The organism is Acidisarcina sp., assembly GCA_035539175.1.
In the GTDB taxonomy this organism is placed as follows: Bacteria; Acidobacteriota; Terriglobia; order Terriglobales; family Acidobacteriaceae; genus JANXZS01.
This window is the reverse complement of sequence record DATLIY010000010.1, coordinates 104,037-119,603: the sequence shown is the minus strand read 5'-3', so window position 1 is coordinate 119,603 and position 15,567 is coordinate 104,037. Positions and strand designations below refer to the sequence as shown.

The 15,567-nt window shown below is 56.5% G+C and carries 11 protein-coding genes; 6 read left to right on the top strand and 5 right to left on the bottom strand.

The features are described from left to right. Nucleotides 1-148: 148 nt before the first annotated feature. Entirely contained in the window at nucleotides 149-445 is a 297-nt protein-coding gene (locus tag VM554_14270) for a PqqD family peptide modification chaperone (GenBank protein HVJ09540.1), read from the top strand. Between the two features lie 82 nt (nucleotides 446-527). Here the strand turns inward: VM554_14270 and VM554_14265 are convergent, their stop codons facing one another. Further along, nucleotides 528-1,088 (bottom strand): hypothetical protein, encoded by a 561-nt coding sequence (locus VM554_14265; GenBank protein HVJ09539.1) that lies wholly within the window; start codon nucleotides 1,086-1,088, stop codon nucleotides 528-530. A 233-nt stretch (nucleotides 1,089-1,321) separates the two neighbouring features. On the opposite strand from VM554_14265, the gene VM554_14260 reads away from it, so the two are divergent. Next, nucleotides 1,322-3,085, top strand: a complete 1,764-nt coding sequence (locus tag VM554_14260) for a CRTAC1 family protein (protein HVJ09538.1) — start codon at nucleotides 1,322-1,324, stop codon at nucleotides 3,083-3,085. Nucleotides 3,086-3,229: 144 nt separating this feature from the next. Here VM554_14260 and VM554_14255 read toward each other — a convergent pair whose 3' ends face one another. Together VM554_14255 and VM554_14250 are read right to left on the bottom strand one after the other, a co-directional pair. Then, nucleotides 3,230-3,718, bottom strand: a complete 489-nt coding sequence (locus VM554_14255; protein ID HVJ09537.1) for a hypothetical protein — start codon at nucleotides 3,716-3,718, stop codon at nucleotides 3,230-3,232. Nucleotides 3,719-4,060: 342 nt separating this feature from the next. Next, nucleotides 4,061-5,185, bottom strand: coding sequence for a DEAD/DEAH box helicase (locus tag VM554_14250; GenBank protein HVJ09536.1), 1,125 nt, complete (start codon nucleotides 5,183-5,185; stop codon nucleotides 4,061-4,063). Nucleotides 5,186-5,754: 569 nt separating this feature from the next. Between VM554_14250 and VM554_14245 the strand changes: the two genes are divergently transcribed. From VM554_14245 to VM554_14230, 4 genes are all read left to right on the top strand, one after another. Beyond that, nucleotides 5,755-7,662 (top strand): CRTAC1 family protein, encoded by a 1,908-nt coding sequence (locus VM554_14245; GenBank protein HVJ09535.1) that lies wholly within the window; start codon nucleotides 5,755-5,757, stop codon nucleotides 7,660-7,662. 66 nt (nucleotides 7,663-7,728) lie between these two features. Next, nucleotides 7,729-8,886, top strand: a complete 1,158-nt coding sequence (locus VM554_14240; GenBank protein HVJ09534.1) for a Gfo/Idh/MocA family oxidoreductase — start codon at nucleotides 7,729-7,731, stop codon at nucleotides 8,884-8,886. A 184-nt stretch (nucleotides 8,887-9,070) separates the two neighbouring features. Next, nucleotides 9,071-11,428: a glycoside hydrolase family 31 protein gene (locus VM554_14235; GenBank protein HVJ09533.1), complete on the top strand. Its 2,358-nt coding sequence runs from the start codon at nucleotides 9,071-9,073 to the stop codon at nucleotides 11,426-11,428. Between the two features lie 118 nt (nucleotides 11,429-11,546). Continuing rightward, complete coding sequence (locus VM554_14230; GenBank protein ID HVJ09532.1) at nucleotides 11,547-13,166, top strand: SpoIIE family protein phosphatase; 1,620 nt, start codon at nucleotides 11,547-11,549, stop codon at nucleotides 13,164-13,166. Between the two features lie 20 nt (nucleotides 13,167-13,186). Here VM554_14230 and VM554_14225 read toward each other — a convergent pair whose 3' ends face one another. Both VM554_14225 and VM554_14220 read right to left on the bottom strand, forming a co-directional pair. Then, nucleotides 13,187-14,968 carry a CRTAC1 family protein gene (locus VM554_14225; GenBank protein ID HVJ09531.1) on the bottom strand — a complete coding sequence of 594 codons (1,782 nt, stop codon included), beginning with the start codon at nucleotides 14,966-14,968 and terminating at the stop codon, nucleotides 13,187-13,189. Between the two features lie 217 nt (nucleotides 14,969-15,185). After that, nucleotides 15,186-15,521: a hypothetical protein gene (locus VM554_14220; protein ID HVJ09530.1), complete on the bottom strand. Its 336-nt coding sequence runs from the start codon at nucleotides 15,519-15,521 to the stop codon at nucleotides 15,186-15,188. Nucleotides 15,522-15,567: the final 46 nt, after the last annotated feature.

Sequence of the window (15,567 nt, the reverse complement as noted above, 5' to 3'; positions counted from 1 at the left end):
GGACTCTTTCACAGCGGCGCAAGCCTCTCGCGCATAGATCTCCATATCGCGGGGCGATCGGTTTTCTTCGAGAACTCTACACGATTTGCTAGCATAGGCCTAACAGGATCGAAGCACGACCTACTTCAGAATACGCCGAGTCTCCAACATGACTGTCGCAATTCATTCCAATACCGTCATTGCCCGTAGTGCCACTCCGGTATCCGCCAACGTTGCGGGAGAAACCGTCCTGATGAGCCTGGAGCGCAGCAAGTGTTATGGGTTGGGCGTGACGGGCAGCGAGATATGGAGCCGCATCGCCGTTCCTGTCCGCATCTCGGATCTGACCGCACAACTGGCAAATGAGTACGACGCCGAGCCGTCGGTGATCGAACGCGATTTGCTGGCTCTCTTTGAGGAGATGGCGGAGGAAGGGCTCGTAGAAGCGCGCGATACCACGCTTTGAGCCTTTGCATCTCAGGCGGCCGCGCTCATCGAGCGCTGGAACTGCGGGCGAGGCCTCGGTTCCGAAGCCTCACCCACAAACTCTACTTTGCGCGGGACAATACGAAATAGTCGCGACCGAAATAGACACGGTAATGGCCAGCAGTCGCGTCAGCGATAACCTGCAGAGGCATCGGCCGCTTCAGGTTGGCGTCGGCGGTGCTCTTGGTTTGCAGCACGTCGTTCGCTCCGATATCGGTGACCATGACTTGTCCTGAAACAATGCCTAGCCCATAGGCGCCTGCCGGCAGATGCTTGCCCCCCATATCCAGAGGAACTTCGGTTAGCAGGTATGCCGTGAACTTCTGCTGGACGCCGCTCGAGTAACCCGAGTTATCGACGTTGCAGATCAGTACGAGCATGCCATCCGCAAAGCGGACGCCGCCCGAATTCCGGCTCTGAACAGGTGCGGTTTGTCCGCGATAGAAGACCGAGGCGGGAAGGAGCTTGGTCGCGTCCGCAGCATGCAGAACCGAGGTCTGGCCGGATGCCGGGTCGGCGGCGCGTGCGGGAATCGCAAAGACCGCAGCCACCAGGGCGGCGAGCATGACGGTTGTGCCAATGAAATTCGTGGTCCTAAGTGACGCGAATCGACGAGAGAACATGGATTCCTCCTCAGGCAGTCGAGTATAAACGCAGCGTGCTCAACGTTACAGGTGAAAAGCGTTTCCCGTGCGAAAGGGTGCTGCAAGCGTCGCCGCCGCATTCTCTCTACCAGAGGTGCACTCCGTGAGGACGATTCCGAGGGAGCATCTTTCTCGGGCGATGCCTGGCGACCCATTGGGATCTTGGGTCCAGTACAATTTGCCAAGATCTACCTATGGGGAGCGGGAGAAAGATGCAACAGCGGCAACACTCCGGGACTCTGCGGCGCATCCTTGCGATCGGAGTCGCATTGCTGGTTGCGCAGCCTCTGGTGAGCGGCCAGAGCACACAAGATACCGGAGAAAAGTGCAGCGGCCGGGTCATTCCGCAACTCGTCGATGTCACCGCGAAGACCGGAATCCACTTCAAGCACACCTCCGATCCTGAAAAGAAGATCATCATCGAATCGATGACTGGCGGCATCCTGCTGCTGGATTACGATCGCGATGGCTGGGTCGACGTGTACTTTACCAACGCCCCCAGCGTGGCGATGGCAAATGCTGGAAAGACTGCGAGGGGCGCGCTCTACCACAACAACCATGACGGAACCTTTACCGACGTAACGGACAAGGCGGGTGTGGCAACGCCCTGTTTCGCCATGGGCGGCTCGGTGGGCGATTACAACAACGATGGCTGGCCCGACATGTACATCACCTGTCACGGCGGCAATGTTCTGTATCGCAACAATGGCGACGGCACATTCACCGATGTCGCAAAACAGGCGGGGGTGAGCGATGGGCGATGGTCTATGGGTTCAGCATTTGGCGATTACGATGGCGATGGTTTTCTGGACCTGATGGTGTCCAATTACGTCGATCTGAACTTTCAGGATCCGCCGAAGTTCGGCAGCGCGCCGACCTGCAAGTATCGGGGAGTTGAGGTGCAGTGTGGTCCCCGCGGGCTGAAGGGTGCCGGAGATTCGCTCTTCCACAACAACGGCGATGGCACATTCACTGATGTTTCCAGGCAAGCGGGAGTCGACGATCCTGGAGGCTACTATGGGTTGACGGTCGCTTGGTCGGACTTCAACAATACAGGCCGCCCCAGCATCTTTGTTGCGAATGATTCCACTCCGAACTTTCTCTATCGCAACGAGGGCAATGGCAAGTTCACCGAGATTGGGTTGGAGTCGGGAACGGCAGTCAACGCCGATGGATCGGAACAGGCCAACATGGGCGTAGCCATCGGCGACTATCTGCATTCCGGCCTGCCGGCCATCTACTCCACCAGCTACGAGAACGAGTACAAGGTGCTCTATCGCAACAACGGCGACTGGGACTTCAAGGATGTAACGCATGAGGCCGGGCTGGCGGTGCCATCGCTGCCATGGGTGGGATGGGGCACGGGGTTTGTCGATCTGGATAACGATGGGTGGCTCGACATTGTGGCCGTCAACGGGCACGTCTATCCACAGGTGGACGTGCTCACCACCGGCGCAAAATATCTCGAGCCCAAGAACGTCTTTCTCAACGAGAAGAACGGGAGATTCTGCGACGCCAGCAGCCAGAGCGGCCCCTCAATCCTTCTGCCGCAGGCTGCGCGCAGTATAGTCTTTGGAGACCTCTTCAACGACGGACAGGTAGATGCTATCTACAGCGATATCGACGGGCCACCTACTGTGCTGCGCAACCAGGGAGTTCCCGGCATGCATTGGGTGAGCTTCGAACTTGCTGGAACCAGGAGCAACCGGCTGGCTATCGGTGCCAAGCTGAAGCTTGTAGCTGGGGGAATGACGCAGACAGACGAGATTCATAGCGGCGGCAGTTACATTTCCCAGAACGACCTCCGCATCCACTTCGGGCTGGCACAAGCAACGAAGATCGACAGCCTGGAAATTCACTGGCCCTCCGGTAAGGTGGAAACCATCAAGGACCTGGCCGCGGACAAGTTCTACGCGGTGCTGGAAGGCAGCGGCGTGGTCGACAGGTCAAGGATCGTACCTGCGCCGAAGCATTAGAGCCTTCGGTGCCTCCACCCTCTCAGGAAAAAAGAAGCGCCGGTATCGCTCGACGATGAGAGAGGTTCGAAGCCGGCGCTTCGAAGAAGCTGTAATGCAACAGCTGTTTCCAGAAATCGCCCGAACAGGAATCAAGCTCAGTATTTATTGCTTCGAGTTATCCTGGTTGAGGTCACGATGGGTTCTATAGCTTGTCGTTTCGTCCTCAGCTAGTTGCTTTTTATCAGCCGCGACCTGTGGGCTGTTGGCGCCAAACTGCTTGGTATCGCGCTCGATCTTCTCCCGATCGCGGTTGATGGCGCGCTGATCCGCATTGGCTGTGGCGCGGTCCTGGTTTTGATCCTGATGCTGGTTGATATCCTGCTGGGCGCGGTAGCTTGTCGTCTCATCCTCAGCAAGCTGCTTTTTGTCAGCTGCAACCTGCTGGCTGCTGGCGCCAAACTGCCTGGTATCGCGTTCGATCTTCTCCCGATCGCGATTGATGGCGCGCTGGTCGACTTTGCGCTCGGTGCGATCCTGGCTCAGGTCGTCCTGTTTGCTTGATCGCTGCGTTTGAGCCATAGCTCCGGTTGCGAGCAGCCCGGCGAGAACAGCGCCTGTTAGGGTCTGGGACACAATATTTTTGGATCTCACGATTGCTCCTTTTACCGCTGGAGATTCAGCGAACATCCATGTGCGTGCCAGCTAGCAAGCACGCAATAATATTTGGATGTTTTTGGCCGGCTCCCGGTGGTATAGGGCTGGCGCGAAACGCTTGCCAATCCTGTGTTTGAAGCCTTTGCAGCAATGCTTCCTGCGCTTGCTAGTTGTTCTAAATACGTCACTTAAGCGAAAAGGATCGGTCTGAATGTGCCCGCTTTTCGCTGGAGAGCAGTGCGAAGGGTGAGACTGGACCGGTACAACAGAAAAGGCTCCCGCTGCTGGTTGGCATATGGGAGCCTTTTGAATCTCAGGAGAGATACACGGGTCGCGCGGTTACGCGATCAGTGCATCCTTCACGCGAAAGCGTTCCATCGATATGTGCAGAGTCCGTTCCAGTTTCCGCAGGTCGTTGCGCTCTTCCGGAGCGGCAAAGGTGGAAGCGACACCCTGAGAGGATGCGCGTCCGGTCCGTCCGACGCGGTGAACGAAGTCTTCCGCCATCTTGGGCATGTCGTAGTTCACGACGTGCGCGATGTGTGCAACATCAATCCCGCGGGCGGCAACGTCCGTTGCTACCAGCACGCGATGCTTGCCGATGGAGAAGCTCTTTAACGCAGCGATGCGCTGTGACTGCGAACGATCGCCGTGGATGCTGGTTGCGCCCCATCCCGCGTGGCACAGTTTCTTAGCCACGCGTTCCGCCGCGTGTTTGGTGCGGACGAAGACGAGGAAGCTTCCTTTCTCCGAACGAAGCAGGTGCTCCAGGAGCGACATTTTGCGGTCGTTGGCCACTTCAAAAGTACGCAGTTTTACGTTCTCTGAGGGCTTCATGACCGATCCAATCTCAATCCGGACGGGATTCGTAAGATACTCTCCTACCACTTCCGTGATGGGAGACTCCATGGTGGCGGAGAAGCAAAGCGTCTGGCGCTTGGCCGGAATGGCGGAAACAATGCGTCGAATCGCAGGGCGGAAGCCCATGTCGAGCATGCGGTCCACTTCGTCCAGAACCAGGACTTCAATCTTGTCCAGCGCTACCAGCCGGCGCTTGAGGAAGTCTTCCAGGCGGCCAGGTGTGGCAACGATCATCCTTGCTCCGCGGCGGATAGCCTGCAACTGGCTGCCCTCCGAAAGTCCGCCTACCACCAGGGCGGCCGTAAGGTTAGAGCCTTGCACAAGCTGAAGATAGGCCCGCTCCACCTGCATCGCGAGTTCCCGCGTGGGCAGCAGCACGAGCGCGGTGGCGCCCTTTGTCTGCGATGCCTGCAGCCGCTCGATAATCGGAATCAGAAAGCCGAGAGTCTTTCCCGTGCCCGTCTGGGCGGTGGCCAGCACATCCTTGCCCTCAAGCGCAGGGGGGATTGCTGCGGACTGAACTGGTGTTGGGGTTACAAAGTTGGCCATCGCGAGTTTTTTCTGCAGCGAGGCGGAAATCTGAAAATCTGTAAAAGCGGTCACTTTTTCCTTGGTCCCGTTACGCGCTGCCAATATTGGGAAAGGGCAGGGACGGGAAGAATGCGATCTCAGGAGTGGCTTCGTCCACTGTGAGAAGTCTGAAAGAATCGCATGGGTATCCGTAGTTGATTCCAACGGTCGACTCGAAGTTCACTGTCGAGTAACGGATCTGCCGTACGACGTCTCCGCGTAAAGCGTTACTGCTCTACGACAACGCTGCGCACAATTGCGAGCGGGAACGCTGAATGGGCTTGGGAGGGGTGTTAACGCAGACGGTCTTGGCTTTCCACAGCAAGAACGGCTCACAACCAAATCACTGAGCGCAAAAACAGAATACCATACTTCTTTCTTTCCATGGGTTTCGGCTTCATTGCGGGCTGGTTGGGTCGCAATGCCGGGATGCTTCGACTCTTTCAGGAAGATGTGGCAAAGGCTTTTATCTGCGTGGTTTAGCCCTGCTAGCCAAGGTACGCGGGAATTGGCAGCCAGCCCTTGGGCAGGACACGTACAATAGCGGAGTTCCAGATTTTTCCACATGAGGGGTTTCTGTCGCGTTGACATGCCTGCAACCAGTGAAGACGGGCCTCGCAGAGGTGTCCGTGGCTCCATTCCGGCGTATCGGGTTTCTTGTCCTTGCAGCAGCGGTTTTTCTATCCAGCGGGGTGGCCTTCGGCCAGGCGCAGATGCCCAAGCCAGACACTTCCGGCATGGGAAGCAATGCCTCTGCGGGAGCGCACTCTGCGGTATATGACGCGGAGCGGAGGCCAATTACCGCTGGCGGCTTTGTCGATTCCGGTCCCGTTTATTTTCACGACATCTCCAGGTCTTCTGGCCTGTCAACGTGGAAGTACACCATGGGGACTCCGGAAAAGAAGCTGATCATCGAGACCGATGGCTCCGGCGTGGGGCTGATCGATTATGACAACGATGGCTGGCTGGATATCTATCTGGTAAATGGGTCTACCTTCCCAGCCTATGAAGGCAAGGAACCGGCGCCGAAGGCCGCACTCTTTCACAATAATCACGATGGCACCTTTACCAACGTTGCCGAAAAGGCTGGCGTGACCAATGAACGCTGGGGGTTTGGCGTAGCGATTGCGGACTACGACAACGACGGCTGGCCGGATATCTTCGTCGCAAACTACGGCAAGAACAGGCTGTACCACAACAACCACAACGGGACCTTCACCGACGTTGCGGAAAAAGCGGGCGTTACGCTGGGAGGCTGGTCGTCCGGGGCTACCTTCGGCGATTATGACGGCGATGGCCGGCTGGATCTCTTTGTCGCCGGTTATGTGCACTACGACATGAACAATGCGCCTGTACCGGGATCGTCAGCAGTTGCTTTTCCCGCGTGCCAGTTTCGCGGCATTGATGTGATGTGCGGTCCGCGCGGGCTTAAAGGAGAACGCGATCACCTCTTCCACAACAACGGCGATGGCACTTTTACCGATGTCAGCGTGAAGGCAGGCGTCAGCGACCCACATGCTTACTATGGCTTTACGTCTATCTTTGTGGATCTCAACAATGACGGGAAAGTGGACTTATTAGTAGCTAATGATTCCACTCCGAACTATCTGTATCTCAACAAGGGCGACGGCACCTTTGAAGATGTGAGCTATGAGTCTGGATATGCCCTGAACCAGGATGGCCGGGAGACGGCAACCATGGGCATTGGGGTGGGCGATTGGCAGAACACCGGATGGGTGGGAATGGTAGACACTGACTTCTCCGATGACTGGAAGGTGGTCTACCGCAATGAGGGCGACGCAAACTTCAGCGATGTGAGCTACAAGGTGGGGATTGCTGACATTACCATCCCCTTCGTGGGCTGGGGAGCCGGACTCTTTGATTTTGATAACGATGGCTGGAAGGATATGTTTCTCGTCAATGGTCACGTTTATCCCAGCGTGGATAAGCAGGATTGGGGCACAACCTTCGCGGAGCGTCCGTTATTCTTCCGGAATATCAAGGGGCAGAAATTTGAGTACGTGCCGCCAGTTAAGGGGAGTGGGCTTGCCGTCGTTGTGCCGGGCAGAGGCGCGGCATTCGGAGATCTCTTTAACGATGGCAAGATCGATGCAGTGATCAGCGTGATGGATGGCACTCCGGTGCTGCTGAGGAATGTGAAGGACGATCCGAATCACTGGGTCGAGCTTAAACTGATTGGCGGGCCTAAGAGTCCTCGCGATGCCGTTGGCACGACTGTTTACCTGAAGGCAAATGGAATGCGCCAAAGGGAAGATGTTATGAGTGGCGGCAGCTATATTTCTTCCAACGATCAGCGGCCCCATTTCGGCATTGGCGAGGCGACCGCCGTAGACGAGGTCGAAATCCGCTGGCCAAGCCATGTTGTCGAGAAGCTGAAGCTACCTTCGGTGGACCGGATCTTTACCATTGAAGAGGGAAAGGGCATTATCGGCGAGACGTGTGCCAAATGCGCTTCCGCAAGCAATAAGACAAAGACCGCGACCAGGTAATCCTATAATTCAGTAACTGTGACAGTGTCGAATCTGATTTTTGCTGTGTAAGTGAGGATGGGTATCATGCAGAGTTCTCTTCGTTCGCAGCTTCCTTCCTGCAGGCAATTGGTCCTGGGCTTGCTGATGGGCATCGTGCTTTTCAGCTTTCAGCGCGCATCCTGCCAAACGGCGCCCGTTACGGGACGCCCTGTCAAGGTTGCCGTCGTAGGCTTGGTCCATGATCATATTGCCGGATTCCTTCCTCAGCTACCTCGCCATCATGATGTGGAACTGGTTGGCATCGTCGAGACAAACTCTGCGCTGATAGCGAAGTATGAGCGCAATTTCCACCTGGATCCGCGGCTCATATTCTCCAGCATTGACGCCATGATCACGCAGCAGCATCCAGATGCGATTCTTGTCTACACCTCGATCGCGGATCACAGAAAAGTGATCGAAGCGGCGGCGCGTAATGGCGTCAACGTTATGGTTGAGAAGCCGCTGGCTACGAACCTCGCCGATGCAATCGCGATCCGGCGCACCGCGAGGGAGCACCACATCCAGGTCCTCGTGAATTATGAGACGACATGGTATGCGAGCAACCGTGAGGCCTTCGAGCAACTCCATCACGGCAGACTGGGAGATGTGCGCCGGGTGGTGATCCATGACGGGCACAAGGGACCGAAAGAGATAGGCGTAAGCCCGGAGTTTCTCAAGTGGCTGACGGATCCTCAACAAAATGGCGCGGGTGCACTCTTCGATTTCGGCTGCTATGGCGCGGATTTGATGACCTGGCTGATGGGGGGTCATGCGCCCCTCAGCGTAACTGCCATCACGCAAACGGATAAGCCGGAGGTTTATCCGCACGTCGATGATGAGGCAACCGTGATTCTGAAGTATCCGAAGGCGCAGGCCGTCATCCAGGCCTCGTGGAATTGGCCGTTCGACCGCAAGGATATGGAAGTATACGGAGCGACGGGGTATGCGATGACAGTTGGTCCGGACCGCATGAGACTGCGTTTTGCCGGGGAAGCTCAGGAATCGCAATCGGCGGCGCCTCCGCTTGCCTCGCCGCAGGATAACTCGCTCGATTATCTGGTCGCCGTTCTTCGTGGACAGGTAAATCCAAACGGCAGTTTGACCGGGCTGGATACGAATCTTGTGGTGATGCAGATTCTGGATGCTGCCCGCGAGTCGGCGCGTACAGGGAAGACAATCCAGTTGACGCCGCTTCCTGAGTGATACCAAAGGGAAGCGATAGCCAGGCTGTCTATTGCCGGGTCTAGAGGGTTGGCGAGGCGGCATCCATTGGCCTTGACAGGCATCGGGTAGAGATTCACAATAACTCACCGGATAAATCGTTTTATTAGACGATCTATCCCCGAATGCTTCTCCAATCCAGTAAGTCAATCGTGGAGTCTCGACTATGCCACGCCCCACTCTGAGCCTGAAGATCCTTGCCGTAACCATTCTGCTCACCCTCCTGGCTCCCGCCTGGGCGCAGTGGACACCCGCCAACCCAGTCCTGGATTTTGCGAAGCAGTCGGACGGCGTTCTGATTACGCAGGCGGCGGGCGCGTTGCGTCTTCAGGTTTGCTCCGACGGCATTCTCCACCTGACGTACGCTCCACGAGTCGGAGCAGCACAACACCCGGATTTGGTCGTCATCAAGAAGGATTGGAAGCCTGGCGAGTTTGAGGTCAGCTCAGACGACAAGCAGATTACGCTTGCGACGAAGAAACTCAAGGCCGTAATCGTGCGCGCAGACGGCACGATCACCTATCAGGATGCAAGCGGTAAGAAGCTGACCAACGATGCCTACCGCTCTCTGACTCCGGTTACGGTGAATGGCGAGAACACGCTGCATGCTGAGACGTTCTTCGATATTTATGGATCACATGAGGCGTTCTATGGGCTGGGGCAGCACCAGGCAGGGGTCTGGAACTATCGCGGCGAGGAGGTCGATCTATCGCAAGAGAACACGAACATTGCGATTCCGCTGCTGGTTTCAACCAATGGATATGGAATCTTCTGGAACAATCCATCGCGCAGCCGGATGAACAATCGCTTCGTGCACAAGCTCTATCTAAGCTCTGAAGTTGCGGATCAGATTGACTACTATTTCTTCTATGGCCCGGAGTTTGACAGTATCGTTGCAGACTATCGCGAACTGACAGGAAGCGTCCCTATGTTTGGCCGGTGGGCCTATGGCTTCTGGCAGTGCAAGAATAAGTACACGTCGCAGGAGCAGATCCTTTCCGTTGCCTCGAAGTATCGCGACTTACATATTCCCGTCGACAACATAGTGCAGGACTGGTTCTGGTGGACCACCATGGGCGAGCCTGCGTTCAACAGGAACTATCCCGATCCGAGCGCGATGGTTCAGGAACTGCATCGGCAAAATTTTCACCTGATGATTTCCGTGTGGCCATTTTTTGAGAAAGGAGATCCAGAGACTGCGCAGTATAAGTACATGGATGAACACAATTGGTTTCTCGCACGGACGCAGGTTGGCGGCTTCCATCCTGCAGGCATGGCGTTGTACGATGCGACCAATCCAGAGGCACGGGCTTACTTCTGGAGCCTGATGAATAAGAATCTACTGTCGCGGGGCATCGATGCCTGGTGGCTGGATACCGATGAGCCGGAAACAGAAAATCGCGAGGCGAATCTTCTGGAGACGAATCAGACTTTTCTGGGTAATGGAGCCCGTTATGCGAACCTCTTTCCGCTGCTCCATACCCAGGGCGTTCATGACGGACAGCGCGCAGCGACCGATCAAAAGCGCGTCTTTATACTTTCGCGATCCGCCTTTGCGGGTGCGCAGCGCAACGGCATAACTGCGTGGTCGGGAGATGTGCTTTCAGACTTCGTAACCTATCGCCGCCAAATCTCTGCCGGCCTGAACTACGCAGTTTCCGGGATGCCTTACTGGACGACCGATATTGGTGGGTTTATCTCCGGAGGCGATCTGAAGGACCCACACTTCCGAGAGCTGTTTCTTCGCTGGTTTCAGTTCGGAACCTTTTCCCCTATCTTTCGCGTTCATGGAACCCGCAACCCGGATGAGAACGAGCTATGGTCCTATGGACCTGATGCACAGAAGATTCTCGTCAGTTACGACACGCTGCGGTATCGGATGATGCCGTATATTTACTCTCTGGCGTGGATGACGGCCAGCCAGAACTATACCCCGATGCGCCCCCTGGTTATGGACTTTCGCACGGACGTGAAGGCGCAGAACATAGGGGACCAGTTTCTGTATGGTCCGGCGATCCTCGTCAATCCGGTAACCGAAGAGGGGGCTACTTCGCGCAGCGTTTATCTGCCACAGGCCACGTGGTTTGATTTCTGGACAGGGGAACGAGTAGAGGGCGGGAGGACTTTGCAGGCCAGTGCGCCGCTGGACCGTCTTCCGCTTTACGTTCGCGCAGGGTCGATTCTTCCTCTCGGACCAGAGATGGAGTACTCCACGCAAAAGCCGGCGGATCCTATTGAGCTGAGGATTTACGCTGGTGCGAACGGAAGCTTTACGCTCTATGAAGATGAGAACGATAACTACAATTATGAGAAAGGATTAGGCGCAACGATTCCCCTGCAGTGGAGCGACTTCTCGCATACGCTGCGTATTGGGGAGCGCCATGGCAGCTTTCCCGGGATGCTAGCGTCTCGCACCTTTCACGTCGTTTTGGTTGGCCCAAATCACGGTGCAGGGATTGCCGCTTCCCCCTCAGCAGATAAGGTTGTAAGCTACGCGGGGAAGGCGATCGAGGTAATTCTCTAGATTTGAGTTACGAATCAACCCGGAAGCCTGCGTGGCCTTCAGGTTTCCAGCCGGGCAACAGCATATTTTCATTCTCGCAGTTCACGCGATCGCCTCAGCGATTAAGATCGTGCGTATCATGAGCGAAGTACCCAGTACGCTGCTGTTGTTGGTGGAAGGCTCCTCTAAGACAGAAGCCATCATCCATCACTCGCCATTTACCATTGGCCGTCTTCCGGATCGGGATATCGTACTTTCCTACCCCTACATCTCGCGCACTCATGCGGAGATTGTCTATGAGAATGGCCACTTCGATCTGGTGGATTGCGGGAGCCGCAGCGGTACTTATGTCAATGGAAGACGCGTGGAGCGCCAGACCCTCACTCCCGACGACGTGATTCATATCGGCTCGCTGGAGGGCCCGGTTTTACGCTTCGGGCCGGGACAAGGCTCCCGCTCTACTTTGCGGAACCTGCTGCAGCAGATGGGGCAGGAATCGCGGCCGGAGTCGCAACTGGAGAAGCTGAGCTGGTTCCTCGAGGCAGCACGCAAGCTGAACGGCGTGGGTGCAATTCACGAGATCCTGGTCTCGTTGATCGAGACCACGCTCCAGCTTACCCAGGTGGAGCGTGGCTATGTATTTCTGAAAGACTCCGCCGGGCATCTGCGCCTGTCCGTCGGAAGGAACATGAACGCGGAACCCCTGGAAGAAGATTCGACCATCTCGCATTCTGCGATTCAGCGGGCGATCGAAAGCGCCTCCGAATACATCGTGACCGATACGCTCTCGGAGGGGGCTGGGTTGCCATCCCAAAGCATCGTCGCCCAGAGCCTCCGAACCGTGATCTGCATTCCGCTTCGCAGGAGGTCGACGAACCAGGAGGCTCCAGAGCGTGAAATTCTGGGCATGCTCTACCTAGACAGCCGACAGCAGCGGGGCAGCCTCACGCGCATCGACAGCGATTTGCTGAAGAACATTGCTACCGAGGCGGCGGTGCTGGTGGAGAATGCTTCCTTGGCAAGTGCGGAAGAGGCGGCCCGGCGGTACCGCGAGGAGCTGAATATTGCAGCTGAGATCCAGCGTGGGCTGATGGTTGTGCGCATGCCGGAGCTCCCCTATGCCCGCGTCCACGCCGACAGCATACCCTGCAAAGAGATTGGCGGGGATTTTTACGATATTCTCGCGGTGGATGGCGGTCTCTACGTTATCGTCGCGGATATATCGGGCAAGGGAGTCTCTGCTGCTCTGCTGGCCTCCACTCTGCAAGGGCTGGTGCATGCGCAGATCCTTGCGGGGCAGCCTCTATCGAACATCGCCATGTTTGCCAACCGCTACATTTGCGATAAAAACATTCAAAAATATGCGACTCTCGTCCTGCTGAAGCTGACGCCTCACGGCTCTCTGGAATACCTCAATTGCGGCCACGTGAAGCCGTTCCTGCACCGTTCCGGCGAGGTCCTGTCCTTGCCCCATGGCAATCTGCCAGTCGGTTTGATGCCCGCGGCGGTCTATAGTTCGGAGATTGTTCGCATGAGCCCGGGGGATCGCGTTCTGCTGGTTACAGATGGCGTGACAGAAGCGGAGGATCCTGGAGGGGAGTTTTACGGAGACGAGCGGTTTCAATCCTCGGTGATGGCCGGGTCCAATATTGGGGAGCTGTTTCATCAGGTGCAGTCCTTCATGGCCGGAGCCCCGGCTTCGGACGACTGCACGATCCTTGAAGTCTGCTACGGCGATTGTTCCCCGGAGGATGCATGAGGGCTTTTCAGCAGGGGCCTTTAACTTGCTGCGTGCGCTGACGCCTTCGGTGCGGCGGGCTCCGAGGGACACGCCTTCCCACCGCACATCTCGGCGGTGATGCCTTTTCCCTCGGTGACGGTGAGGATCCGGTCCAGAGCCGTTGGCTTGATCTTCTCTACGGCTCCGCTGGGCCAGTGAATCTCAACGCTCTCGATCGCCGCAGCATCGCCCAGGCCAAAGTGAACCCGCATATCGTTGGAAGAGAGATAGCTCCCACCGCTGAGGACATCTCCGCGCTGGCGGATACCTCCCGCGGTCAGGTAAACAGTGGATCCAACAGCGTCTCGCGGACTCTTAGGCCCGCCGATAAGTTTCAGGTCGATCCAGTGGTGATGGTCTGTATTCACGTTGCGTAGGAGAACTGGGACCTGATCCATGTTGGCGATCACAACGTCGATTTTGCCATCGTTAAATAGATCGCCAAAGGCCGCCCCTCGTCCGACGCTTACCGTGGCCAACCCCGTTCCTTCTACTGGAGGAATCAGCTCGAACTTCCCATCCTTTGAGTTGTGAAAGAGCAGCGGCCGCTGACCATACGTGGTGCCCCATTCGGGATGCTTGTCTACTTCAGGGTAGACGTGACCATTCGCAATCAGCAGATCCTTCCATCCATCGTTGTCGTAGTCGAGGAATCCATCCGCAAAGCCGACAAAGGGAATCGTGGTTGCTCCAACGCCAACGTTATAGCTGACGTCGGTGAAGGTTCCTCCTCCATCGTTCCGAAATACCACGTCGTAGTCGTCCGAGAAGGTGGTGCTTACCAGGTCCAGGTGTCCGTTGTTTTCGTAATCCCCGGCAGCAATTCCCATATTCGCTACTTCGCGGCCATCTCCATTCAGCGCATAGCCGCTTATATAGCTCTGGTCGTCAAAGGTTCCATCGCCTTTGTTGATGTAGAGGTAGTTGGGTGAAGTATCGTTGGCAACCACAAGGTCCGGCTTGCCGTCGCCATTGACATCGACAAATAGAGCCCCCAACCCATAGAAGCGATCCGGGTCGCTGACTCCCGCCTCTTTGCTGACATCGGTGAAGGTGCCATCGCCATTGTTGTGGAAGAGATGATCCCGCTCTCCAGTGAGTCCGCGAGGGCCGCACATCACAGGTGTGCCGCGGAAGGAGCAGTTTGCATAGCCAACCGCTTTGCTCCCGCCGATCGGCAGGTTTTTCAAGTCGAATTGCAGGTAGCCTGCGACGAAGAGGTCCAGCCGGCCATCGCCATCGTAGTCGCCGAAGGTAGCGCCGGTGGACCAGGTGCCGACAGTGACTCCCGCCTTTTCCGCTACATCGGTGAATGTTCCGTCATGGTTGTTGTGGTAAAGACGATTCTTACCGTAATTCGTGACGTAGAGATCGGGCCAGCCGTCGTTGTCGTAATCTCCAACCACAACGCCGTAGCCCCAGCGATCATTCGTTACGCCCGCTTTGGCAGCGACATTCGTGAAAGTGCCATCGTGATTGTTACGAAATAGCGCGGCCTTCGGTGGTTCTTCCTTGCCATCGAGTGCCTGAAACGTCGATCCGTTGACGAAGTAGATGTCGAGCCAGCCATCGTTATCATAGTCAAGTAACGCTACGCCGGGGCCTTTGGCTTCCAGGATGAAGCGTTTTTCCGGTGTGCCGTTCTTATGGCGCCAGGTGGTCAGTCCGGCCTTTTCCGCCGTATTCATAAAAACTACTGGACCAGTCTTTACGAATCCTCCGGCAGTTATGGGTCGTTTTTCGGAGTCGAACACGGCCTCAAAGGTTCCACCTGTAGCCATGCCGCCGCCAGTCCCTGCAGGTTTCTGGGGAGCCTGGGTCCATCCATGGACGGGGAATAAGGAAAGGAAGCAAAGAGCCAGACTGGAAAGCGAAGCTCGACCAGGCACGAATGAAGTCCCCTCGCTGCTAAGTGTACTGTATCGCGTACCTGCTCTCAGGCCGCTATGCCGCGCTGGTGAATCGAAGTCCCGAGGCGGACTTTCCGGACGGATACAGTTACTGCGCCCGTATCCTTTCCTTCAGGCTCTTCGCCAGCTTTTCGATCTCGTCCGCCTTCTTGATAACCGCAAGTGACAGAATATCTTTGTTGCTTTTGGATACCTCCAGCTTCAATTCCTGCGCGAGTTGCAATAGCCGGTTTGTGTCGGCCTGGATCTGGGCTTGACGCAGATCTTTCTCCGGCGCTGCCGCAGTTGCTTGCGCTGCGGGATTGGCGTCATGCTTATCGCCGACTGGCTCTTGCGCAGCCGCGGCCTGTGCCCCGACTACCAGGAGGACGAGGACCGCAAATATCGCGAACCACGGCCGCATCTTGCAACTCAAACTTCGCATCTCCCTTTCCTCCTTGAAATTATAGGAGGATCGGCCGGATCTCCCA

Coding starts and splice junctions, on each gene's coding strand:
- VM554_14230 (HVJ09532.1), top strand. CDS start 11,547: ATGAGCGAAGTACCCAGTACGCTGCTGTTGTTGGTGGAAGGCTCCTCT.
- VM554_14235 (HVJ09533.1), top strand. CDS start 9,071: ATGCCACGCCCCACTCTGAGCCTGAAGATCCTTGCCGTAACCATTCTG.
- VM554_14225 (HVJ09531.1), bottom strand. CDS start 14,968: ATGGCTACAGGTGGAACCTTTGAGGCCGTGTTCGACTCCGAAAAACGA.
- VM554_14220 (HVJ09530.1), bottom strand. CDS start 15,521: ATGCGAAGTTTGAGTTGCAAGATGCGGCCGTGGTTCGCGATATTTGCG.
- VM554_14270 (HVJ09540.1), top strand. CDS start 149: ATGACTGTCGCAATTCATTCCAATACCGTCATTGCCCGTAGTGCCACT.
- VM554_14240 (HVJ09534.1), top strand. CDS start 7,729: ATGCAGAGTTCTCTTCGTTCGCAGCTTCCTTCCTGCAGGCAATTGGTC.
- VM554_14260 (HVJ09538.1), top strand. CDS start 1,322: ATGCAACAGCGGCAACACTCCGGGACTCTGCGGCGCATCCTTGCGATC.
- VM554_14265 (HVJ09539.1), bottom strand. CDS start 1,088: ATGTTCTCTCGTCGATTCGCGTCACTTAGGACCACGAATTTCATTGGC.